Origin of the sequence: Corallococcus terminator (genome assembly GCF_049194865.1) — a bacterium.
Lineage (GTDB): Bacteria > Myxococcota > Myxococcia > Myxococcales > Myxococcaceae > Myxococcus > Myxococcus terminator_A.
This window is the reverse complement of record NZ_JBLZWL010000107.1, coordinates 1-23740: the sequence shown is the minus strand read 5'-3', so window position 1 is coordinate 23740 and position 23740 is coordinate 1. Positions and strand designations below refer to the sequence as shown.

General features: G+C 68.5%; 18 protein-coding genes and 1 pseudogene. 13 read left to right on the top strand and 6 right to left on the bottom strand.

Features of this window, described 5'->3' with window-relative positions; translation table 11 throughout:
• On the bottom strand, window positions 1-972 hold a 972-nt coding region (locus tag ACN469_RS32685), incomplete at its 3' end, for a methyltransferase (protein WP_498774351.1).
• A 30-nt stretch (window positions 973-1002) separates the two neighbouring features.
• Window positions 1003-3132, bottom strand: coding sequence for a carboxypeptidase regulatory-like domain-containing protein (locus ACN469_RS32680; RefSeq protein ID WP_498774349.1), 2130 nt, complete (start codon window positions 3130-3132; stop codon window positions 1003-1005).
• A gap of 266 nt (window positions 3133-3398) precedes the next feature.
• Here ACN469_RS32680 and ACN469_RS32675 point away from each other — a divergent pair, with 266 nt between their 5' ends.
• Both ACN469_RS32675 and ACN469_RS32670 read left to right on the top strand, forming a co-directional pair.
• Window positions 3399-4739, top strand: coding sequence for a S28 family serine protease (locus ACN469_RS32675; RefSeq protein ID WP_498774347.1), 1341 nt, complete (start codon window positions 3399-3401; stop codon window positions 4737-4739).
• Between the two features lie 141 nt (window positions 4740-4880).
• A complete protein-coding gene (locus tag ACN469_RS32670) occupies window positions 4881-5315 on the top strand; it encodes a hypothetical protein (protein ID WP_498774345.1) in 435 nt (144 codons plus the stop codon).
• 25 nt (window positions 5316-5340) lie between these two features.
• Here ACN469_RS32670 and ACN469_RS32665 read toward each other — a convergent pair whose 3' ends face one another.
• Together ACN469_RS32665 and ACN469_RS32660 are read right to left on the bottom strand one after the other, a co-directional pair.
• Window positions 5341-6876, bottom strand: a complete 1536-nt coding sequence (locus tag ACN469_RS32665; protein WP_498774343.1) for a right-handed parallel beta-helix repeat-containing protein — start codon at window positions 6874-6876, stop codon at window positions 5341-5343.
• Between the two features lie 409 nt (window positions 6877-7285).
• Window positions 7286-8200, bottom strand: a complete 915-nt coding sequence (locus ACN469_RS32660) for a JmjC domain-containing protein (protein WP_498774341.1) — start codon at window positions 8198-8200, stop codon at window positions 7286-7288.
• 64 nt (window positions 8201-8264) lie between these two features.
• Between ACN469_RS32660 and ACN469_RS32655 the strand changes: the two genes are divergently transcribed.
• The 6 genes from ACN469_RS32655 (at window position 8265) to ACN469_RS32630 (ending at window position 15154) form a co-directional block, all read left to right on the top strand.
• Entirely contained in the window at window positions 8265-9311 is a 1047-nt protein-coding gene (locus tag ACN469_RS32655) for a hypothetical protein (protein ID WP_498774339.1), read from the top strand.
• Entirely contained in the window at window positions 9287-9895 is a 609-nt protein-coding gene (locus tag ACN469_RS32650) for an RNA polymerase sigma factor (protein WP_498774337.1), read from the top strand. Before ACN469_RS32655 ends, ACN469_RS32650 begins: the two co-directional genes overlap by 25 nt.
• A gap of 15 nt (window positions 9896-9910) precedes the next feature.
• A complete protein-coding gene (locus ACN469_RS32645; RefSeq protein WP_498774335.1) occupies window positions 9911-12604 on the top strand; it encodes a serine/threonine-protein kinase in 2694 nt (897 codons plus the stop codon).
• Window positions 12516-12821: a hypothetical protein gene (locus tag ACN469_RS32640; RefSeq protein ID WP_498774333.1), complete on the top strand. Its 306-nt coding sequence runs from the start codon at window positions 12516-12518 to the stop codon at window positions 12819-12821. Before ACN469_RS32645 ends, ACN469_RS32640 begins: the two co-directional genes overlap by 89 nt.
• 78 nt (window positions 12822-12899) lie before the next feature.
• The gene (locus ACN469_RS32635; RefSeq protein ID WP_498774331.1) at window positions 12900-13325 is read left to right on the top strand and encodes a hypothetical protein; all 426 of its coding nucleotides are present in this window, start codon (window positions 12900-12902) and stop codon (window positions 13323-13325) included.
• 302 nt (window positions 13326-13627) lie between these two features.
• Complete coding sequence (locus tag ACN469_RS32630; RefSeq protein ID WP_498774329.1) at window positions 13628-15154, top strand: phospholipase D-like domain-containing protein; 1527 nt, start codon at window positions 13628-13630, stop codon at window positions 15152-15154.
• Between the two features lie 173 nt (window positions 15155-15327).
• On the opposite strand, the gene ACN469_RS32625 is transcribed toward ACN469_RS32630, so the two are convergent.
• Window positions 15328-16890, bottom strand: a complete 1563-nt coding sequence (locus tag ACN469_RS32625) for an esterase/lipase family protein (RefSeq protein WP_498774327.1) — start codon at window positions 16888-16890, stop codon at window positions 15328-15330.
• A gap of 154 nt (window positions 16891-17044) precedes the next feature.
• Here ACN469_RS32625 and ACN469_RS32620 point away from each other — a divergent pair, with 154 nt between their 5' ends.
• Both ACN469_RS32620 and ACN469_RS32615 read left to right on the top strand, forming a co-directional pair.
• Window positions 17045-17719, top strand: coding sequence for a nitroreductase (locus ACN469_RS32620; RefSeq protein ID WP_498774325.1), 675 nt, complete (start codon window positions 17045-17047; stop codon window positions 17717-17719).
• 294 nt (window positions 17720-18013) lie between these two features.
• Window positions 18014-18931 (top strand): hypothetical protein, encoded by a 918-nt coding sequence (locus ACN469_RS32615; RefSeq protein WP_498774323.1) that lies wholly within the window; start codon window positions 18014-18016, stop codon window positions 18929-18931.
• Between the two features lie 47 nt (window positions 18932-18978).
• Here ACN469_RS32615 and ACN469_RS32610 read toward each other — a convergent pair whose 3' ends face one another.
• Window positions 18979-19233: a hypothetical protein gene (locus tag ACN469_RS32610; protein ID WP_498774321.1), complete on the bottom strand. Its 255-nt coding sequence runs from the start codon at window positions 19231-19233 to the stop codon at window positions 18979-18981.
• 250 nt (window positions 19234-19483) lie between these two features.
• On the opposite strand from ACN469_RS32610, the gene ACN469_RS32605 reads away from it, so the two are divergent.
• The 3 genes and pseudogenes from ACN469_RS32605 to ACN469_RS32595 all read left to right on the top strand — a co-directional run.
• Window positions 19484-20116, top strand: coding sequence for a hypothetical protein (locus ACN469_RS32605; RefSeq protein WP_498774319.1), 633 nt, complete (start codon window positions 19484-19486; stop codon window positions 20114-20116).
• 288 nt (window positions 20117-20404) lie between these two features.
• Window positions 20405-22234, top strand: a complete 1830-nt coding sequence (locus ACN469_RS32600) for a S1C family serine protease (RefSeq protein WP_498774317.1) — start codon at window positions 20405-20407, stop codon at window positions 22232-22234.
• 369 nt (window positions 22235-22603) lie between these two features.
• A pseudogene (locus tag ACN469_RS32595) lies at window positions 22604-23740 on the top strand (hypothetical protein); the annotation flags it as partial.

Below are 23740 nucleotides of genomic sequence, written 5' to 3'. Positions count from 1 at the left end.
GCCCAGGCGCGCCAGGCGGTCGCGCGCGTAGGCGGCGAAGGGGCCGGCATAGAGCGCCCGGGGCGCGTCCCCGGCCCTCACGAAGCCGCGCTCGGGAAAGTGCCGCTTCGAGAGGAGCGCGAACGCGAAGCGCCACGCGTACACCTGCTTCATCCGCGCGAACTCCACCTCGGTCTTGTGATGCCGTCCCCGCGTCGTCAGCGCCAGGGCATGCGGGGTGAAGGGCAGGGGGTGCGCGCCCCCGAAGCGGGAGACGGGGTAATCCCGCGGCGTCTCCAGTTTGTCGTAGCAGCAGCCGATGTTCAGGACGAAGCCCGCGCCCTGGCTCTTGCGCAGCTGCGTGAGGGCGAGCGGCCCGCAGGTGTGAAGGCCTATCGAGGCCCGGCCCCGGCCGGAGAAGAGCGGATCGATTTCAGGTTGGTGCCCGTCCTCGACGGAGGCCTGGATGAAGCACAGGGTGTCCCCGACCGGGGGCTGGGTTCTCGTCAGCCACCGCCGGCCCTTGTCCTGCAGCGCGGCGTCCCTGTCGATGCTGTGGAAGGTCCACCCGAACGTCCGCGCGCAGAGGCGGGCGAGATGTCCCATGCCGCCGCCGATATCGACCGCCTGGTGGATGAAGCGCGTCCTCGGCGCGAGCAGGGCGAGCACCCGCTCGAGTTCGTGGGTCTTCTTGGCGCTGAGTCCCTGCGTCTCCGTCACCGTCAGCGCGTGGAGGCCCTCGTGCCAGGGCAGCGCCGTCAGTTCCTGGAGCGCATCCAGGAGCGCGCCCAGGGACGGAGGCGGGACGCCCACGAGCGCCCCCTGGTCCAGCCGCCGCTCGCCCGCTTCATCGAGCGACCGCGCATAGGCCAGCCAGTCCTCGGGGTAGGCGGCGCCGGATCCGGGCCAGCCTTGGAGGATGGAGCGGGACCAGAGCGAGGACCAGGGCCGGAGTTGGTGCGTGAGCGCCTCGAGTCGCGCCTGGAAGTCCATTGCCCGCGCCCCCACGTACAGGGTCATGGGTCAGTTGCCATTCGGCACGACCAGGTCCACGCGCACGGTCTGCCCTTCCGCGCCCTCGAAGGTCTTGGGTTCGCTCTCCCGGTAGCGCACCTGGATGGAGCCGCGCCCCGGCCGAACATGAAAGGTGTAGGTCCCGTCGGAGCCAAGGAACGTGAAGAGTTGCTCTCCGTTCTCCTGCACGGCGTCGATAAAGCCCGCCTCCAGGGGACGTCCCCGCGCATCCCGCACGGTGCCCTGCACGGTGAGCCCCACCGACAGCCGCGCCTGGACGTGGGTGACTCCCTCTTGGATGAGCAGCCGCATCCGTGCCCACTCGGGATGCGAGAGTTCCAGCTCGAAGCGCTCGTCTGGCACATGCTCGAGGTAGAGACTTCCGTCGGGAAGTGTCTGCCCTTGGCACTCTGGCACGTACTCGCGCTTCGGGAGGTCCCCCCAGAGGCACCGCACGGTGACTCCCACCAGTCCCCGACCGTCCGGCGTCTCCACTCGCCCCGTCAGCACCCGACCTGGACCGAGCCGCACGTCCCCCAGTCTCAGCGACTCAGGACGACGCGCATCGAGACTGAAGAGCCGGGGCGCGAAGCCCTTCGCCTGGACCGCGACCTCTCCGACCTCTCCCGGGAGCTCCCTCGGCCTCGAGAAGCGTCCCCCCGCGTGCTCCACCTCGGTATCACCGACGAGAAACGAGCGAATGGGTCTGCCCTTCGCATCCACCACGCGACCGGTGACCCGCGGGCTCTTGGCCCGCTTCATCACGATGGAGTGTGGCGCTGTCCCGGAGACCCGGACCGTGATGTCTGTGATCTCGTAGCCCTCCGCTGACGCGAAGACGTGCAGCTCCCCTTCCTCGAAACCGTGGAGGGTGACCGGTCCACTCAGGTCCTCGCGCCTCATCTCGAGCACGTCCCCCTGAGCCCCTTTCTGTCGGAGCGAGATGAAGCCGCCGCGCACGGGCCGCCCCCGCGTATCGACGAGGCCCATCCGGAGCACCTGCGTCCCCAGGACGCCCAGGGGGATGGGTGGCTCGCCGCCGGAGAGCTGGACCTTGCGCTCGAGGCCCCATGTCCCCGCGCCGTACTTCCCCCCCACCGACACCGAGTAGGCGCCAGGCACGAGCCCTTCGGCGGTCGCCCCGCCAGCGGCCTCCACCCGAGCGGTCCGCTCGGTGACGATGAAGTCCGGAGTCGAGAGGAGGGGACCCCTGAAGGTGACCGCCGAGGAGAAGGGGGCAGGGGCCTTGCCGTCCGGACCGGTGACGAGGGCAGCGGCACGAATCCCTGTCTGGAGCACCCAGCGGACCGCTCCGGAGGGCAGCTCCAGGTCTCCACCGATGGACGTGTGCCTCGGGGAGCTGACTTGGAAGGCATAGCGGCCCGGAGCAAGCCCTGTCACCGCGAAGGCGCCGTCCTCCTTCGTGCTGGCACTCCACGCGGCAGGTCCCGTGCAAGAGGGGGGATATTCCTCCTGCCCGTATCGCTTGAGGCGCACCCATACGCCCTTCACGGGCGCTCCCTGGCTGTCGGTCACCACACCGAGCAACGTCTCGGAGCGCCGCAGGACGATGTCCAGTGTGTCGGTGGAAGAGGCTTGGGTGACGGTCCGGGTCAGGTACCCCGGGACTCGCACCTTGATTTCGATGGGCGAGAACCCTGGCATCGAAACCTCGAACTGACCGTCCCCGCCTGTCCGCGCCTCGATGGAGCGCAGGTTGCCCCCCGGAAGCTGGAGGCTTGCGTCGACACTTATCCCTGGAAGGGGCTCGCCCGACGCTCCCCTCACGATGCCTCGCACCACCCTGGGCGGACCGATTTCGAGCACTTCGGAGAGCGCGTCTTCGGTCTCCTCGGGAATCGACAGCGCACCCAGCTCGGCGCCACGAGACGCCGTCAGGGTCCACCCGGCGTCGGAGAGTCCCCGGAGCACGAAGTGGCCGTGAACGTCGGTGCGCGCGGTGACGACACGCCCTTCATGGGTGGCCCGTACCTCCACGTCGACCACGGGCCCCGTGCTCGCGACCACGAGGCCCGCGATGACCCGAGCGCCTGCCTCGGAGCGCTCGGCCGCGAAGGCGGACGTCACGAGCACGAATGACAGCAGCCAGCACGCTCGACTCGGGGGGCGCAGGACCATGGTGCCCGAGCACGTTAGCCCGGGTCAGCCGGGACGTGAAATGCCCCGGGGGGTTCCAGGCCCGGAGGCTGGCGATGGACTCCTTGTGGAGCAGGAATGGTGATGCGGACCTCGACCTATCCTTGAGATAGGAGAAATGGATTGCTGATGCACCGCGACATCCGGCGTGTCCGATATGGCGATACCCGCCATGCATTAAGTGGGCGTCCCGAAGTCCCCTGGTACATCTCATGACAAGAATTGACAGGTCGGTCTGGCTGCTGGTCATGGCCATTTTGATACAGGCGTGTGGTGATACATTTCCCGAGGAGTCTGTTTCCTCGGATTCACCGGAGCAGGCCAGGTCCGCGGTGGAGCCGGAGGACATCCTCACCCAGCTCCAGTCCATTCCCGGGCTCACCGTCATCCTCGAACGGCCCCCTCCGATTCCGGGCACGCGGCTCTTCCTGCTGAGCCTCGAGCTGCCCGCGGACCACCAGCGTCCACAGGGGGAGCACTTCCAGCTCCGGCTGCTGCTCCTGCACCGCTCGGCGGATGCGCCCATGGTGCTCGCCACCGAAGGTTACATGTTGGGAGCCAACCCCTTGGTGGCCGAGCCCACGGCGCTGCTCGGCGCCAACCAGCTCTCCGTTGAGCACCGCTTCATGGGTCCCTCGATGCCGGCATCCCGGGACCCGCGGCTGCTTACCTTCTACCAGGCCGCGAGCGACAGCCACCGTGCCGTCCAGGCCTTCAAGCCCCTGTACCCCTCGCGATGGCTCTCCACCGGTGGGAGCAAGGGAGGCCTCGCGGCCGTGTACCACCGCTACTTCTACCCGGACGACGTGGACGCCACCGTGCCGTACGTCGCCCCCAGCAGCCGTGGGTTGCGCGACGGGCGCTACGTCCGCTTCCTCGACCAGGTGGGGGATGCGGACTGCCGCGCGAAGCTGGAGCGCTTCCAGCAGGACGTGCTGCGGCGCCGCGACGAGCTGTTCCCCTTCATGGAGGCACTGGGCACGCGCTGGAGCACCACCTTCACGGTGATGGGGGGCGAGGACCGCGCGCTGGAGTTCTCCGCCGTCGAGCTGTCCTTCTACTTCTGGCAGTACGGCTCCTCCTCCTGCGCGGACATTCCCGCGCCCGGCGCGTCAGCGGCGGAGACCTTCGCCTTCCTGGACAGCGTCGTCGGCGTGGCCTTCACTTATGCGGACCGCTTCATCGCGCCCTTCGAGTACGCCTACCACCACGCCGCGACGCAGGTGGGCTGGCCGCGCTTCCCCACGAGGCACCTACGCGGACTGCTGCGCTACCCAGGGGAGAACACACCCGACGCGTACGTGAGCTTCCCCGTGGCGGAGCCGTTCGACCTGACGGCCATGCTCCGCGCCGAGCACTGGGTTCGCCACCACGGCGAGCGGATGCTCTTCATCTACGGGGAGAATGACCCCTATTCCTCCGCGGCCTTTCTCCCGCGTGAGAGGAACGACTCCTTCCGCTTCTTCGTCCCGCAGGGCAACCACCGCGCGAGCATCAGCCAGTTGGCGGAGCCCGAGCGGACCCTCGCGCTGGAGCGCCTCTTCACGTGGATGGGAATGAGTCCGCTGACTTTACACGTCCAACGGTAGCCTCCAAAGACACCGGCGAGCTTGGCGAAACGTCCCTTGTCCACTAACCAACGGGCTGACGCTCCGGACGCCTGGGCGCAATCCGAAACAAGAGACAGAATGGCTGCGCCAACCCAAGCAGCTCTCGTCCAGGAGCCACGAATGAAGAGCCATTTCGCAGTCGTCGCACTCGCGCTGATGACCAGTGCCTGCGGTGACCCCCTGTCCTCTCTGGAGACGCAGGTCCTGGAGGGGGAGAGTTCCCTCATACCCCCTCCCAAGGTGACGATTGGTTGCGGTCGGCAGTTTTCCAATGGGCTGGAACAGGTTGTTTGCACCAGCAGCGCTACTGACGGTGTGCCGCCCTACCAACATCTGTGGCAGGAGCTGTTTGTCCAAGATGGAGTGGAATCGCCCTCCGGGTGGTATCCGGGGTCCACCACCGCTCGCATCGGATGTAGAGACGACCTCGTTCCTGGGGCCACCTATTTCTTCATCAGGTTTCAATACAGGGTCATTGACGCAAACAACTACGACTCAAATATTGCCACCTCGTCCATTGCGTTTCGCTGCCTTGATTTCGTGCCAACGCCCTGACGCCGTGTTCGCGCGTCAGGTGCGCTCACTCCCCGGTGAGCGTGGGGACCGGGCCGTCTCCGGGGTCTTGCGGGGTGACTCTCACGGAGTTCCGCTCGAGTCCGTAGGGCTTGAGACTGCCGTGCCAGGCAGTGAAGTCCCCTTCGGTCAGGAGCCCGAAGGCGCTGAAGATGCCGCTTGCTCCCTCGTAGCGGTTGCGGTCCAAGCGCAGGTCGGGGCGAGCCGTGGGCCCGCCCAGCTTCACGAAGCTGCGCATGTTCCGCAGCGTGTTGTCCAAGACGGTCAGGTTCGTGACGACGAAGGGCTCGTCCGCGGCCAGTCGCAGGCCCGAGTCCATCGTGCGTTCGATGAGGTTGTCGAGCACGCGCACTCCCTGCGCTCTCACGATGCGGATGCCCTGGCCGTTGCCCCGGTTGGCGTAGTTGTAGATGTCCGTCACCAGGTTGCCCTGCACCAGCACGTTGACGGGGTTGTCCACCGGCGACGCCCCGCCGACGGAGATGCCGCGGCCGGCCAGGAAGACGAAGTTGCCGACAATCTTGATGTTCGTCGCGTTCTCGTGAATCAGCACCGCCTCGGCGGCGGAGGTGTCCTCCTGCCACGGGTAGCGCGCCAGGTTGGGGAAACGGAAGAGGGCGTTCTCGTAGATGGCGACGTCGTCGCACGCCTTGATGTCGATGCCATTCTCTCCGCAGTCGTACATCTGGTTGCGATCGATGAAGACGGTGGAGGGCCTTGCGTCACTGGGCTGGCACTGCACGCCGTCGCCCGACGCATCGTGGATGGTATTCCCCGTGATGTAGACCTCGCGCGAGCGGCCCTTCACCGTCACCCCGTGAGAGTCGAGGCCCGTCCGGGAGAAGTCGTGAATCTCGTTGTCGTCGATGAGCACGCGGGTCGCACCGTTCACGACGACACCTCCTCCGGACCGGCCTCCATGGAGCAGGGAGTCGGTGAGCTGGGAGCAGGTGGTGCTGCCCTCGAAGAGCGCGGCGAACGAGGGCCGCTGCTGCACGTCCACCTCCATGAACTGGACTATCCAGTACGGCTGACTCACCACCAGCAAGCTGCCCACGTTGGTGGCGGTGGGAACGATGCGAGACCGGCTGAGTTGCTCACCTCGCAGGACGATGGGCGCAGTGGCCTTGCCGGGGCGCGCCTTCAGCGAATTGAGGGTGACCTGCTCGCGATAGGTCCCCGCGCGGACCTGGATGACGTCACCTGGCTGCGCCACGTTCACCGCGGCCATGATGGTGGGGAAGGGGTTGTGCGTGGAGCCTGGCGGCTGCGAGGTATCTCTCGGCCCCGTATTCGCGACGTACAGCGTTGAGCCCTTCGCCGCCGCCGCGGAGGGGCACCGGCTCCGGAAGATTGCCTCCGCGTTGAGAGGCGCCACCTGCCCCGCCACCTGCGAGGAGCCGTCGCCAGGGGGGGCCTCGTCGGGTGTGGGCATCGACGGTGGGGGCCGCGCATCCTCTTGCTCCAGCCCCTCCGCGCCGGGACCACATGCCAGCGCGAGCCCATAGACGAGTACCGCGAACCGATTCCTCAGAAGCGCCATCCCCTTCGAGCCTTGATACATGTCCAGCCCCCTTTGGGTGTGTCGGTAGTGGGGCGGGAAGGTTTCCACCGGAGGTGGCTTCATCAAGCGAGCCTTCAGGGGGATGCGACATTCACAGGAGGATGCTCGGTGGTGCGCCAGTCTCAGGACCGCGTCAGTTGCGCCTGACGTACGTGGTGGTGTGCAGGGACCGCGGGCCCCTTGTGTCCCTCGGCAGTGAAAAGAGCCTGGCCCGCGAGGGCGCGAACCTGGGGGAGGTGACGCCGGAGGTCGTCGACGACGCGGCGCACGTCGTCCTCGCGGGTGTCCGGCCCCAGGGAGGCGCTTCGCCACCCACACGGTGCCCGGCAACCGCACGCGCTCATGCAGGACGTGCGGCGGGAGGGTGGGGCGGGCCGAAGCCCGAGCCCTAGCTCTCCTCCACGATCTTCCGGGCCTCCAGCTCCAGGACGTGGGCCTGCAGCTCGTGCAGCAGCTCGGAGAGCCGCGTGTGGCACGCTCCGCTGCGCTCGGGGTCCGGTGAGCCGATTCCATCGGCGAGCGCGCGCCACCGCACGTCCTTCAGCAACTGCTGTCTCAGCGCGGCGCTGACCACGTCCGCCCAGGTGGGTTGGCTGTACGTGAAGTTCAGCGCCAGCGTGTCCTCCGAGGCCTCGGTGGAGTGCCAGTAGCCGCGCGGCACGAAGAGCACCGAGCCGGGCTCGAGCGTGATGACCTCGGCGCCCTCGGGCATCCGCGCGGGCAGCTCCTGCTCCAGGTAGCTGGCCAGCTCAGGCGAGGGCGGGCCCATGTTCATCGCCCAGCGGTCCGTGGGCAGGGGCAGCTGGGTGTTGGGGGCGAGCGTCCAGCGCTTGGTGCCGCGCACCTGCACGACGATGTTCGCGTTCGCGTCGAAGTGGGGGCTGTTGCCGCCACCGGACGGCGAGGCATAGAAGATGGCCCGCGCCACGGCATTTCGCGCGAGGCCCAGCTCGAACGCCACCATGTGCAGCCACTGCTCGACCAGGGGGAGGTAGCGCTCCGCCGAGTCGAGGATGAGCGCCATTCCGCTGCGGTACAGCGCCGCCGCGGTCTGCGCCTCCACCCGGATGACGCTGTGCTCATCGCGCCGGTCCGGCAGCGCGACCATCACCGGGTTGCGGTAGGTGTGCAGCAGCCGCTCGAGGTCATGGAGTTCGGGCAGCTCCGCGAGCTCTCCGAGTCGTTCGAGCGGGCCGTGGCAGACCAGATGCCGCGTGGGCCAGTACTCCGCCAGGAACTCGCGACCCGGGTGCGGCGCGAAGAGCTGTTCGAGGAAGGGCCGCTCCGATGACTCCAAGTCCATGAGAGACGGTAACACGCGAGCGCCGTCTACCGAATGTCGGCGACCATCCGTTAGTGTGCAGGGCATGGCGACCGACGCGAGGGTGCTCGACTGGCTGCTCGACTCCGATCCCGCTCTGCGATGGCAGGTGGAGAGAGAGCTCGTGGGCGCTCCGCCCGACGTCTGGGAGGCCACGCGCGCTCGAGTCGCCACGGAGGGCTTCGGCGCCGGACTGTTGTCGAAGCAAGACGCCGACGGCCAGTGGGCGGGAGGTTCGTTCTTCCCCGCGGGGTTCTTCGACAGTCCCGAGGTCAACGCGCCCGGCCAACCCTGGGTGGCAACGACGTGGGCACTGAAAGACCTGCGCGACTGGGGTGTTGATGCCACGGCGCTTGGTGACACCGCAGTGAAGCTCGCGGCGAACAGCCGCTGGGACTACAACGGCCTGCCGTACTGGGGTGGCGAAATCGACGTCTGCATCAACTCCTACACGCTCGCGAGTGGCGCCTGGCTCGGAGCAGATGTCTCGGCGCTCGCGGCGTGGTTTCCCGCGCATCGCCTCTCCGATGGGGGCTGGAACTGCGAAGCGGAGGAGGGCCGCTCGACGCGCTCGTCGTTCCACTCGACGCTCAACGCCGTCCGCGGAATGCTCGCCTACGAGCGCATCACGGGTGACACCCGCCTGCGCGAGGTCCGCCACGGCGGTGAGGAATACCTCCTCGAGCGGCGCCTGATGTATCGGGCGACGACGGGAGAGCTCGTCGGCGACTTCGTGACGCGGTTCGTGTATCCCAACCGCCATCGTTACAGCGCGCTCGCGGCGCTCGACCATTTCCGCGACGCCGCGCTCCTCGAAGGGCGGGGGGATGCGAGACCCGATTCGAGGCTCGCCGCTGCGGTCGAAGTCGTGCGCGCCGCGCGCCAGCCCGAGGGCACGTGGCTGCAGACGGCTCCGCTCGCGGGACGCACCTGGTTCGAGGTGGACGTTCCCGAGGGTGAGCCCTCCCGGTGGCTCACGCTGATGGGAACCCGTGTTCTCGATTGGTGGGATGCCGAGCACGGTCAGCAGAAGGCAGTCTCCTCGATACCTCGTGAGAGCGCCGCGCCATGGACGACGACGTCTCGCTGCTGACCGCGTGGAAGGCCGGAGACCGTCGAGCGGGGACGCGACTCTTCGAGCGGTACTACCCGGCGCTCGCCCGCTACTTCCGCAACAAGCTCTCCGTCGGCGCGGAAGACCTCATCCAACAGACCTTCACGGGCTGCGTGGAGGGACTGGAGCGCGTCCGGAGCAGCGCCACCTTCCGCTCCTACGTCTTCGGCGTCGCGCACCACGTGCTGTGCGCGCACCTGCGCCGCCGCGCGCGTGAGCCCGTCGACCTGGAGACGGTGTCCATCCAGGACCTCGCTCCCGGGCCCAGCAGCATCCACGCCCGACAAGAGGAGCAGCGCCTCCTGCTGGAAGCCCTGCGTCGCATCCCCGTCACACATCAGGCCGTGCTGGAGCTGCACTACTGGGAGCAGCTCTCCTCGGAGGAGATGGCGGACGTGCTCGGCATCCCCGCCCCCACGGCGCGCGGCCGCCTGATGCGGGCCAGGGAGCTGCTGCGCGAGTCCCTGGCCGCGCTCACCGACAACCCCGAGCATCTGCGCAGCACCGTCACCCGACTCGAGCACTGGGCCACCCAGCTCCGCGCGCGGTTGGACGTCGGGTAGTCGGAGGCCCGCGCCATGACGGACCCCACGTCCTCCTCCTCACTTGGCGCACGCGTGGCCCAGGCGGCTCCATCACCCGACCTGGAGTCCCGACGACTGGAGGCCGCCAGCCGAGCCCGGGTGCTGGGCATCCCCGTGGAGCCACCGCGCGTCGGCCGCTACGTCCTGCTCGAACGCCTGGGCGCCGGGAGCATGGGTGAGGTGTACAGCGCCTATGACGACAGGCTCGAGCGCAAGGTGGCCCTCAAGCTGATGTTGCCCGAGCTGGAGGCCCACGCCGGGGAGCGAATCCTTCGCGAGGCGCGCGCGCTGGCCCAGCTCTCCCATCCCCACATCGTCCACGTCTACGAGGTGGAGCGCTTCGAGGGACGCCTCTTCATCGCCATGGAGCTCGTGCGGGGCGAGAGTCTGCGCCAGTGGCTGCGGGCCGAGCCCCGGACCTGGCGCGCGGTGCTTGACGTGGTCATCCAGGCGGGGCGCGGCCTCGCCGCCGCGCATGCGGCCGGACTGGTCCATCGCGACGTCAAGCCCGACAACGTGCTCGTGGGAGCCGACGGACGGGCTCGCATCGCGGACTTCGGACTGGCCCGGTCCACCTCCGACACCTCGCCCCCCAGTCCTCCCAGCGGCGGTGAGGACTCCTCGGTGCGGCTCACCCAGACGGGCACTCGGGTCGGGACGCCCGCATATATGGCGCCCGAGGTCTGGCGCGGCGCGGAGGCCGACGCCGCGAGCGACCAGTTCAGCTTCTGCGCCATGACGTACGAGGCGTTGTTTGACCTGCTCCCCTTCGCGGGCGCGAACAGCGACGAGCTCCGCGCCGCCGTGCTCGCGGGCAGGCTTCAACGGCCCCCGCGTGGCCCTGTCCCCGCGCGAGTCCGCGCCGCGCTGGAGCGTGGGCTGTCCATGACACCCGCCGCGCGCCACGCGGACCTGGACGCGCTGCTGAGCGCGCTGTCCCCGGAGCCCCGGCGGCAGCGACTTGGCGTGGTGGTAGCGACGGTGGTGGGACTTGGCCTCGTCGTCGGCGTCGTGGCCCGGCCCGGCGCGGACGCGGCGGCGACCTGCGCCCAGGCGGGCTCCGAGCTCGGCCAGGTGTGGAGCCCGACTCGCGCGGACGCCGTGCGCGCCGCGCTGTCTCGCGAGGGGCACTCCTTCGCGGCGGACACCGCGCTCCGGGTGGTGCGCGGTCTCGACACCTATGCGTCGGCCTGGGCTCGCGAGCGCCGGGCCGCTTGCGAGGCCTCGCACGTCTACAAGGTGCAGTCCCCCGCGCTGCTCGACCTGCGCACCGCCTGCCTGGACCGCTCCGCGCGGGAGCTGGAGGGGCTGCTGCACGCCTTCACCCAGGCGGGCCCCGCCACGCTGGAGAGCGCGGTGGATGCCGTCTCCCGGCTGTCGGCGCCGTCACGCTGCGCGGACCTGGAGGCCCTTCAGCGGCTCCCTTCGCTCCCAGAGGCTCCCGCCGCGCGCGCCGCCATCGACGCGGTGCGCGCGCGCCTGGACCACGCCCGCGCCGAGGAACTCGCTGGCCGCTATGCCGAAGGACTGGCCCAGGCCCGCGAGGCGCTCACGCGCGCCGACCTCCTCGACTACGCCCCCGTGCGCGCCGAGGCCCTGTTCCAGGTGGGCCGACTCCAGGCGGCCACCGGCAAGCTCGTGGAGGCCGTGGCCTCGCTGAGCTCCGCGGTGGACCTCGCCGAGGCTCACCGTGCGGACGACGTGGCGGCCGACCTCTGGACCTTCCTCACCGGGACCGCCGTCCGCGAGTTGGAGGCGCCCCGGGAAGGACGGGAATGGGCTCGTCGCGCGAGCGCCGCGCTGGCTCGCATCGGTGTCGCGCGAGGGCCCCGACGGGCCGAGCTCACCACCTACCTGGGACGCCTGGAGTACGTGGAAGGCCATCCCGAGCGCGCGGAGCCCCACCACCGTGAAGCCGTCGCCATGCTGAGAGAGGCAGGCAACGTCCCCGTCGCGCTCGCCAGTGCGCTGCTGGGACTGGCCAACGCGCTCGAATCCCGGGGCGACACCGGCCCCGCCGTGGCCGCCTACGAAGAGTCACTGGCCCTCATGGAAGCGGAGCTGGGCCCTGGACATCCGCAGGTGGCGCGCGCGCTCCACGACCTGGGCACGCTCGAGCTCACGATGGGGCGCATGGACAGCAGCGGCGCGCGCCTCGAACGCGCCCTCGCGCTCTGGAGCTCGGCCCATGGCGCCTGGCACCGCGATGTCGGCCGCGTCCACCTCGCGCTGACCAGCCTGATGCTCGCCACGGGTCGGCTCGACGAGGCACTGGAGCATGCACGGCGCGCCCGCGACATCTACCGCCGCGTGCTCCCCGAAGGACACCCCGCGCGCGCGGACGCGGAGTTGTCCCTCGGGGTGGTGCACTACTGGCGCCGGGAGCTGGAGCCCTCCCTGGAGGCGTACCGGAGCGCGCTGGCCGCGCAGCGCCTCGCGCTTCCCCCGGGGCACGCCGAGCGCATCCAGACGCTCAGCTACCTGGGAGAGACGCTCGTTCAACTCGGCCGGCACGTCGAGGCGGTGAGCATCCTCGATGAAGCCGAGGCCGAGCTGGCGCGGGACGCGGGGGGGAAACCGGGAGCGGCTGCGCGCGCTGGTGCTGGCCTCCAAGGGCGGAGCCCTGCTGCGGCTCGGGCGGCTGGCGCGGGCCCGGGACTGTCTGGAAGAGGCCCTGCGCCTGCGTGAGGCCAACCCGGGCCGGCCGGTGGACCTCGCGGACGTGCGGTGGACGCTGGCTCGCGTGCTGGACAGGGAAGGGCGGGAGGCTTGCCGGGCGCGGCGACTCGCCCAGGGCGCGCTGGACGTCTACGCCACCCTGAAGGGCGCCGGTGCCGAGCGGGCGAAGCAGGTGTCCGACTGGCTCGCGGGCCCTGGGCGCTGCCATGAAACGACGGCCCGGTGAAGAAATCGCACGACTCGGATGAACAGTCCGGAGGCTCGCGACACTTCCATGGGTGAGTCACTTCACCCAGGAGTCCCGATGCCCGACACCGCCAGTTCCTCCGCCACGTACGAACTGCCCATGGACACCCGCCTCGTGCAGCTGCGCGCCGAGACGGTCGACACGAACATCCAGCTTCGGCTCATGACGCACGCCGGCCAGCCCCTGTTGCGGTCCGGGGACCAGGTCGTCGAGCCGTTCCAGGAAGCCCACGGCAACGGGGTCCACGTCGAGGTCACCAAGCCGGAGCGGGCCACGCTGAGCGGCCATGCGCTCCATGTGGAGACCGGGCTCGAGCGGCCGTTCACCGTGCGCGGCATCAACGGGGAGCTGGGCAAGGACTTCGCCCACCCGGAGCGCCTCGCCACGTGGCGCCTGGTGCTCCGGGCCTCGCCGGAGGGCACGGGCTCGCCTCCCGTGGACATCTCGCCCGAGGTCGTCATCAAGAAGGGCGGTGGCGTCTGACACGGGCCCCGAGCCCCGCGTGAATCCCTGACGAACCGCGCTCCACCAAAACGGTGTGAGCGCGGAGCACCCGCACAACCCACCTGGAGCACACCATGCCTGGCCATGACGCCACCCGTACGCCCTGGAGCGACATCCACCTCAGGGACTCCCTCGATGACGACGGACGAAGCCCATTCCCCAAGAGCCAGGACTGACGTCCGCGCTCGCCGTACTCCCTGGCCGGCTCAGGCCTGCACCGGGACGGGGCACGGCGAAGTTCTACAACCCAGCACCCTTGCCACAAATAAAGGAGTGGAGCCATGCCGCTGACCGTCGCGCACCTTCATGCGACCTTGAAGTCTCGCCTGCCGCAATTCAGTGACCGTTTGTTTGGCGAAGCCGGTGACACCTTTGTCGGCGGTTGGGAAGAATACCTTTTCGACACGCCACACGGTTGGTGGACCACGTCCAATTCCGAGTTTCCCGACCGAGGACACTCGTCTCAGCCGGCCCGGGCAATGAAGTCCTGCATCGAGAAGGCGACGCACTCCATCGACATCGTCACGATGGACGAACCGACAGGGGACTTCCGTAAGGACATCGAGGACGGTTTGATCGCCCTCGCCGTGTCAGGGCGTCCCGTGACCGTTCGGTTCCTGCTAGGGCGCCAGGCCGGCGGCCCTAATCTGCACACGTGGATGATGCTCAAGCAGCTGGCGGACCGAATCCGTCAGGCGAAGCCGCGAGCTTCGCAGCTGAACGTATACCTGGCGCAATTCCGCTGGGAGTCGGCGTCCTGGAACCACGCCAAGCTCATCGCCATCGACGGCGGCGTGCTCATCACCGGTGGCCACAACATGTGGGACGGCCACTATCTCGCAAAGAATCCAGTCTTCGACATCTCCATGCGCTTCGACGGGGGCATCGCGAGGGGCGGCCACCGGTTCGCTGACGCCCTGTGGAACTTCGTCCGCGCCAACAATCGGCGCCCCCCGGCCGGCGCGACCTACTCCAACTACCTCAACCCGGACTTGAAGATCGATGAAAGCGCGCCGCCACCTCGCAGCGAGTCATTTGAGGCCGTCGCGGCCGATGCCTCGCCCGCGGCCGATGCCTCCAGCCGTTTCCCGGCACTCTGGGTAGCGAGCCCCGGATGGGGGGTTCACACCGCTCCCCGGGTCCTCGAAGGCGCCATGATGATCGCCCTCGTCGAGGGCCTGAAGCAGGCGAAGCAAAGCTGCAAGATGTCGCTGCAGGACCTCGGCTCGCCTCACATGAGCGCCGTCGATTTCAAGACCTGGAGGCCGAGGGACTATCCTTTCGATCTGATTGGATGTGGCGGCTCCTGGTTCATCCAGCCCCTCATCGACAATTTCGCGGAATTCCTGTGTAAGAACGCCAGCGCTACACTGGAGATCATCTTGTCGGCACCGACCGATGGCGCCCACAGCTATGGTCACGGCGTCAAGCTGCAGACGATCTTGAACCTGCTGTCGCAGCGGATGAACGCCCAGTTCCAAACGTCAAAGAACCACGCCCTGAAGATCCTGAACGAGCGCGTCTTCCTCAAGACCATCGCCTTCAGCGACGGCCGGGAAGCGTGGCGCGACGGGGCAAAAAAAGACAATCACGCCAAGTTCTGGATTCTGGACGACAAGATATGCCACGTCGGTTCAGACAATTGCTATCCCTATGTAAAGAGTATCGGACAGGCCGCACTTCAAGAGTTCGGTGTGATCGGGGAGTTCCCGCCTTCAGTCAGAGACATGGTGATGGAGGGTTACTACAACCACGCGAGCCGACACGGCGTCCGTACGGACGCGAAGCTCGCCGATTTGACCTGGTAAGAGAGCTGACCGGGCGGAAACCTGCCCCTCGACGGGGCCGACTCCACCAACCACCTCCTGGCGTGTGGCCGCAGGAGATCGCACGGGAGACTGGAGCCCGGCACGACGGGGCAAGCTCAGAACGAGTCTCATGAGCCGCCGCGTGGCGCGCGCTCCATATGCCCCAAGAGGGGTCAGAAGGTGACTTCTTCGATGACCTCGGTGTGGTCGCCCGGCAACCGGGGTGCTGCCTGGCCGGCGAGTTCCTTGATGCGCGCCGCGGAGCAGTTGCCACAGCCCAGGGCGTCCTTGAGCTTCTTCCCCCCTGGACCGACGCGCAGGTTCTTGACGGCGTTCCACGCGTTGACGAGACCGAACTTCCGGGTGCGCACGGCCTCTCCTCGGAGCGCCTTGCAGATCAGCTCGAGGTCAGCGTCATCGAACTCGGTGAGGTCCCGGGCTTTGTCATCGCTCGGGTCGTTGGCATAGAACACCCTGCGTTGCCTGGAGAAGGTGGGCCGGGTGTTCAGCGTCTGCATGAGCGCGCTGCCCGCGGTGAGGTCTCCCGGTCCGGGCACGCAGTCGGAGACAATCAGCGGCGCGTCCGTGAACCCCTGGAAGACAGGGTCGATGAGGGTCATCCGGAGGTCGAGTTGACTGGGGCTGGGCGCCGGCTCCAGCACGAAGCCATTGCGATGCCGGCCGCGCACCTTCTTCATGAACCCGCAGTTGGTGGGGACCTCCGTCGGCATCCACTCCGGGTCCGCGAGCGAGTGGTCCGCGCCCGTCGCGATGATGGCGCCGAGTGAATGCGCCACCACTTGCACGGTTGTCCCCGAGTGCGCTCCCCGCGCCTGGACGATGGCGTTGCGCAGGCAGTCCGCCGTCTCCATGGGGTGCCGGTTGTCCGGGTAGAAGAAGTCGTAGACCTGCGCATTGGACGGGAAGTTGTTGATGGCCGGGTCCATCACCTCGGGGCCGGCACCGATGCCATGCACGGAGATGTAGGGCACCTTGTTCGGATCGATGGGCCCTCTGGGCCGAAGCTCGCAGATGCCACAGCGCGTGCGCATCCGTGACCGCTCCGCGCCGTTCGTCCGGTCACCTGCCGTGGTCGGCGTGGGGTTCAGGACGGGAGTGGGAGCAGGCGGGGGCAAGGGCGCGAAGGAGGCCTGCACTGAAGACCACTCGGCCAGGGCGGCGCCCGCGTCGGTACCTGCGTCGGCGCCTGCATCCGCGCCGGCATCCACGCCAGTTCCCATCCCCGCGTCCCGCCCGCCATCCGACCCCGCGTCGGCGCCTCCGTCCGACCCCGCGTCAGCGCCTCCATCCGACCCCGCGTCTGAACCACCACCGCCACCACCACCGCTGTCTGAGCTCGCGTCGGGGCCCGCATCGGTGCCTGCGTCGGCGCCCGCATCCGTGCCCGCGTCGGTACCTGCGTCCACCCCCGCGTCGTCCTCACAGGTGGCTGTCTCGGTGAACTCCTGCTCAGGAGGAGGACAGCCCGCGTCTCCGGCGTCACCCGCATCTCCCGCGTCCCCAGCGTCAGGGCCTCCGTCACACTCCTCGCAGGACTCGGGCTCCTCCTCGTCCGCGGTCGACATCCCTTCGCGCCACTGCTCCGTGCTCCCGGCGCCCTCGTCCTGCGAGAGGCAGGCCGACACGCTGACCGTCAGCACGAGCATCGCCAGGAAGAGCGCGCGGGCAACGAGGGGACTGGCGGTCGGGGGTGGCGGTGGCTGGGAAACCAGCATGGGACTGTCCTGGATTGAGAAAGAGTCGCACGTCCTCCCCGCGAGCATAGGGCACACAGGAACGCCCGAACAGGCTTACATGGAAATTCATGATAAACCGACTCGGTCCATCACGAGTCACCAACCACCCCGCGCCCGATCTTGAAGAGTCAGCATGTTTGATTTCGAGGGAATCGTCCGAAGCCGCTGCTCGACCCGCCGCTTTCTCCCCACCCCGATTCCTCGCGAGCTGCTCGCGGAGGCGCTGTCTCTCGCGCAGCTCGCGCCCTCCAACTCGAACATCCAGCCCTGGCGGCTCTTCCTCACGGAGGGCGAACGCACGGAGCAACTGCGCCAGGCGCTCATGGCGGAGGTGAACGCCCAGCCGCGCGAGCTGGCCCCGTTGCCACCGTCTTTTCGGGCGCATCGCCGAGAGCTGGGGGCCATTGTCTACGGAGCGATGGGGGTGGCCCGAGACGATGATGCTGGAAGAGCGCTGGCCTCGCGGCGCAACTACGAGTTCTTCGGCGCGCCCATGGTCGGCATCCTGTGCATGCACCGGGAGCTCGGACTCGTGGATGCGGTGGGCGTCGGAATGTATCTCCAGACGCTGGTCCTGGGGCTGACGGCGCGCGGTATCGGAACCTGTGTCCAGGCCGCGTTGACGACGTATCCCGAAGTCATCCGCCGTGAGCTTTCAATCCCAGAGGAGCTCGTCATCCTCTGTGGGCTGTCTTTGGGATATGCGGACCCTGGCTTTCCAGCGAACCACCTCAAGATAGCGAAGCACCCCGTGGAGACGAATGTGTCGATCCTCGGCCCCGGGACGCGCTCGGACACCTGCGCGTGAGACGCGGCTTCGGAGGCCAGGTGGAACCCGGCGCAGGTGGCTCAAGGCGCTGGCGTCTCAAGCGAAGTCAGCGGCCGGTGGGTGGTGACAGGAGTCACCAGGGCACCAACTCCCGTCATCAGGTCGCGCGGCTCCGGGCGAGGCCCTGTCTCCAGGGGCGTCCCGTAAACGCTGGTATTGACAGGAACTCCTTCGTGGCGCTGCTGGCTCAGCGCCTGGCCCGGGAGTTGCTGAAGGGTGGAGCCAGCTTCCCCCGGTAAGTCCCCCACCTCAGCGACGACAGGAGTCCCTCCCATGAAAGGCATCAAGTTCGGCGGCTTCAAGAGCCCCTCCGTGCCCAAGAGCCCCACTTCCTCCGGAAGCGGGACGAACAAGCCAAGCGCTCCTCCGCCGGTGGAGTCGAAGCCCACGTCCAAGCCGGGCCCCGTCAAGGACGGGTTCGACGCGCAGGGCAGCAAGCCCTCCACGGACAAGGTGAACACCCCGCCCACGAGACAGCCGGGCAAGGACGTCACCTCGTCGTTCGGTGCGAACCCGCTGGGCTACTCGGGGCAGAACATCCTGAATTCCTACAACATGTTCCCGGGTGGCGCGCCCCAGGGTGTGGCCCTCCCCACCGCCCAGAAGCCCTTCGTCAACGCCAATGACTCGAAGGTGACGCTCAACGCCCACCAGCACCAGGGCAACACGAACCTGTCTGTCTCGCCCGCCGGTGGCCAGGGCATCCCGGCGCACTACATGCACTACCTCTCCACGGGCGAGGGCAAGTTCGCGGGCATCCAGGGGGTGCCGCTGCATCCGCGTCCGGGCGAGCCGACCACGGTGGTGACGGGCGCGCTCAATGGTTGCGCCATCCATGCCCTGCACGACACGAAGGCCAACAACCTGTCCTTTCTTCACCACGCGGACTATTCGAAGAACGGCAAGGCGGAGCTGGACGGCTTCCTCTCGAAGCACCCGACCCTCAGGCCGGCGGGGAGCTTCACGCCCAGCGACTATTCGCACCCCACCGGCAAGCACGGCGACCCGACGGGCGCCACGCCCTTCATCCATTACTCCCAGGGGACCGACAACCGGCCGGGACAGTGGACCCTCGCCGGTCAGCTCAACGCCTTCAAGAATGGTGGAACCCCGGGGGGCCGCCCCGAGCTGATGCGCCCCACGGACCTCCAGGTCCCCTTCGTGCAGACCGTCCCTGTGGACGTGGCTTGAGCTTCCGCAGCCGGGCCCGGAGATTCTTCCAGGCCCGGCTTCGATGCTCAGTTGGACATACAGACCCACTTGTTGTGGGGAATGGCCTGACAGAAACAATAACCCGCGGTGCCGTTGGCGAAGGTACAGCCAATCTCCCGGTCCGGGTTGCAGCCCCTGCCCTGGAGGGACTCGCAGGTGGCTGCCTGCGCGGACACCTCCTGCTCGGGAAGGGCGCCGGTGTCGGTGCCCTCCGCGACTTCTGCTCCGCCACAGCCAACGATGGAAACGAAAGCCGCGAGCGCCAGTACACGAAGAATCATGATGGAAACCCCGTTGCAGTTGTAGCTCTCGAATCCAACTGCGGGCCCGGGGCTTGGGTCAAGCGTTACGCTCCTGACGCGTCGCGCCCATTGTCCACCCCGCGTCAGTGTGCATGCGCCGGGAGCTCGTCATCCTCCGTGGTCTGCCCATGGGGTATGCGGCTCCTGGCTTTCGCGCGAACCATCTCAAGACAGCGAAGCACCCCGTGGAGAGGAATGTGTCGATTCTCGGCCATGCTATGGAAGGGACATGAGCGATTCGACCACGCTGCTGGGGGCTCGCAACGTGCGCATCACCCCTGCTTTCTGGAGAGAGTTCGCGCCCTTGCTGGGCAACAACGTGTTCCTCGACCTCGCCCTGGTGAGGCGCACTGCCTGGGGAGACCTCGACTTGTCGTTGCCGGAGGGGACGCGGCTGATTGGCTATGCGCAGCAGGAGAAGGACTATCTGGTCTTCCTGAAGACGCTGGAACCGTTCCTGCCGAAATCGCCCACCACCGGCCTCAAGTCCTGGGGCGAGGCCATCTTCGAGTCCACGGGAGGGGGCCGCTGGCGCGTGCTGTTCCGGTATGGCCCGAAGCCGGAGATTCGCGTTCGCTACCAGGTGTGGGCCGTCAAGCCCGTCTCGTCCATCCGGCCGCTGTCACGGGCCAAGGCGAAGCGGGCCGCGCGCCCCGACACGGAGCGGCTCTTCGTGGACACGGAGACGGACTTTCGGGGCGTGGCGCTGGTGGGCAGCGAGCTCTGGGTGCGTAAGGGCAGTCTGGGCGAGCCGGGGCGCGGCAAGCGCACCGCCTTCAAGGACGTGAAGCAGGCCCGCGCCGCGGCGGACGCGCTCATCGCGAAGCTGCGCAAACAGGGCTTCGTCGAGCGCAAGCTCTGACAGGAGACCGCCAATGTTCCAAGCCTGAGATGTCAGCACATCGACTTGTCATGCGATGGCTCTGCCGTGCCATGCCTGGCGCAATGGCAGTCGTGGTGTGGATGCCCATGGAAAGGTGAGTGGGAGGTCGGGTCGGGATTCGGGCCCTGGAGCGGGTGCTGGTGTGGGTGGGTGGGGACTCCACGCGCGTTTGGCGGCATGATGGTGGGAGCCGTCGAGGGGTGACCCGGTCCTCGCGGGTGACGCACGAGCGCCAGGAACCAGGGTCGTCGCAGGGGGAGCGCGGGAATGTCGGAGTCGGTCGAGCTGAGGTGCCTTCGGTGTGGTGCACCGGATGCGGGGAGCGTGGCGAGCTGTGTGTGCGGCGCCAGCCTCCGCGTCGACGTGGTGTTGCGGGACGCGGTGGCTGACGAGCGGACGCGCTTCGCGTTGGCCCGGGCCATCTCGCTGCTGGGCCCACCCGCGCCCTCGTTCTCCGAGGCGCGGAGCCTGCTCACGACGGCGGGTGCTCCCCTGGCCCGTGGCGTCTTTCGCGCCTTCGCGGAGAAGCTCCTGGAGGTGCTGCGTGCCCAGGGCGCCCGCGCGGATTTGCGGCTCTTCGTGGAGTCGGTGGTCTCCGTCCAGGAGCCCTCTCGTGGACGTTTGTGGGCGCTCGTGGGGGTCTTCGTCCTGGTCGGGTTGCTGGTCGGCATCTGGGTGGCCCGCTCTCCGCGCTTCGCGCGCACGCGCTCGAATGTCGTGGCGCTCGCCACGGGTGAAGACCTGCCGGGCGAGGCGGCCCCCGTGCCCTCGGCCCTCTCCACCGCGGAGATTTCACGCCGCGCCGGACCGAGCACGTTGACGCTGCGGTGTGGGAGCAAGACGGGCTCTGGCTTCTTCGTGGACTCCGAGCTGGTGCTGACCAACGAGCACGTGGTGTGTCCGCCGGGCAAGCTGATGACGGCGGTGCTCGCGGACGGGCGGGAGCTGCTCGGCGAGACGGTCGCCAGTGACGTGGACCTGGACCTCGCCACCGTCCGCGTCGTGGGAGCGAAGGCGGCACCGTTGCCACTGGGGGACGTCACGCGCCTGGAGCCCGGAGACCCGCTGGTCTTCATCGGCAGCCCCAAGGGCCTGGACTTCACCGTGCACGAGGGGAAGGTGGGCTTCGTGGGCCGGCAGTACCTGGGCACTGGCTACGTGCAATTCAACGCCTCGGTGAATCCGGGCAACAGTGGCGGACCGCTGTTGAATGGGCGCGGCGAGGTGGTGGGCGTCGTCTCGATGAAAATCGAGAACGCGGATGGGCTGGGGTTGGCGTTGCCCATCGCCTACGCGAGCAAGCTCGTCTCCGTGCCCACCACGCCCGAGTCCACGGTGCGCTGGACTCAGCTGCTCGAGCGCGTGGCGCGCGACGAGGAGCGGGAGGTGCGGCGCTTCCAGATGGACACCGAGCAGCAGGTGGTCCTCTCGGTGCAGCGGGTCGACGGGCTGGGGCTCGTGGTGCTGGTCGCCGAGCGGTTCGACTCGCCACCCACGGCCGTGAAGCGCCGCATGGAGCTGGAGGCGGAGGGGAAGACGTGCACGCTGGACCTGGAGTTCGAGGACTGGCGGCCCCTGAGTCAGTCCCTGGCGGCGCAGGAGGACTCGCGGCGGCTGCGCTGGTTCCTCTCGCGAGGCCTCACCCGGGGCATCCACATCAGTGGGGCGCGGCTGCCCGTCGAGGCCTGCTCGCTGCCAGAGGTCGGCACGGCCTGGTTGAAGTCAGGGCAGGGAAGCGGTGAGAACCTGGAGCGCATCGAGGTGTCGCTCAAGGACGTGCGGGACGCCCGTGAGACGTGGAGCAAGAACCCCGCGGGCATCCAGCGCTGGGAGCGGGAGCGCTTCAAGGACAGGCTCGCGGGGAATCGCTCACGGGAGGAGGAGGAGCGGTGGCGCTCGTCCTTCGGCAAGGCCCGTGCGCGTGTCGCTCGCTTCGAGGAGGAGCGCGCGCGTCTGCGCAAGGAAGAGGCCTCCAGCAAGCCGGTGGCGCAGCGCCAGCGGGAGGTGGAGCAGGAGCTGAAGCTGGCGAGCCAGCAGCTCGCCGAGCTCGAGCGCTACGCCGCGGAGAAGAACGTTCCCCCGGAGTGGCGGCGGTAGGGCCTCGGGCTTCGCTTTCGCTCCTGTCGCTACGTCCGTGACAGGAGCGAGAACGAGGTCGGAGGGGCCTGCTGGCGCTTTCGCCGCGGGCTCAGGCCCCTCTCATTCCGCTGGCGGGGCGGGAGCCTGGGAGGGCCAGGACGCCGCGAATGGACTTTCGCTCCGAACGAGGCCAGGTCGCGGCCGGAGCAGAGCGGTTCGAGCGGCGGCGCCGTCAGTTCCTGGAGCGCGCACAGCGAGGCGGCCCTGGGATTTGTTGGGACGCCGCCCAGCCCAGTCCCTCTTGGTCCCCAGAGCCCCACGGAACCTCCCGGGCTCCGTGCCTCCCCGACACGTCCGGGCAGGCGCGCCACGGTCCTGGAGCTCGCGATGCCTCCTCCGAAGGTCGATACGAAGCGCCCGCCTGTTCCCCCCGCTCCCCCTGTGCCGCCGCCCCCTCCACCGTTGGCATCGGAGAAGAAGCGCGCGGTGGATGCGAAGAGGGCCGCTGACGTGGCGCGAGCGGACGCGGGAAAGGCCCAGGCCCGAGCCTATCGGGACGCCAAGAAGGCGCGCGACACGGAGCGGGTGAACAAGGAGGCCCAGAAGCAGAAGGAGGACGCGGAGAAGGCGCTCGGGAAGGTCCAGCATCCAGGGGACACGGCGGGGCCGCCGCCCGACAAGCGCGTCGTCAAGGATGCGGAGGACAAGGTCGCCCGCACCGGTGCTCGCGCCTCGGAGACCACCCGGGATGCGCGGGTTGCCCGCGAGCAGGCCGAGGCCTCTCGGCGCGTGGCTCTCGAGAAAGCGAACGCCGCGCTCGGCGCACAGAAGGCCGCGAACACCGAGGCGAAGGCCGCCGGGCTCCGTCAGCCCTATCCGACGGCGAGCGACGTCCGCGACGTCTACGACGCGGGGAGCCTGGACACGAAAGCACAGCAGCGGCTCTTTGGCGCCAGGACTCCCGTGACGCCGTCGGAGGCGGCAAAGGCGGACGCCCAGCGCGTCGCCGAGGCAACCCAGCGCAGCTCGCGCGAGGGGGCCGAGGAGCTGAGCCGCCAGCTGTCGCTCAACACGGACTCGAAGTACCACGCCGCGCTCCTGGACAAGACGTCGCCGCAGACGGACCGGATGGCAGCCTCGCTGAAGGACCCCACGACGCGTCCGGAGGATGCCCGGGCCACCGTGAAGGAGCTGGCCAGGAGCGCCAGTCTGGGGGGCACCGAGGCACGGCGACATATCGCCGGCCAGCTCCACCATCACAGTGTCTCGCCCGCGGAGGTGCTCGACGCGGACTCGAAGGACAGCAAGGTGGCCGAGCTCGGCGATGAGCTGGCTCGCCAGCAGCGGCCGGAGGAGAGCCAGTCCTCCACGGGCTTCAACTTCTCGCTCGAGCGGGGCCCCGCGCACGTCGAGTTCGCGAAGGAGGTGGACCAGCGGGTGAAGCGGGAGAACGGCTTCGTCACGGCGACCGTCGAGACGGAGCTCTCGCTCACCTCGGGAGGTCAGGCGTCGGTGGAGAAGCGA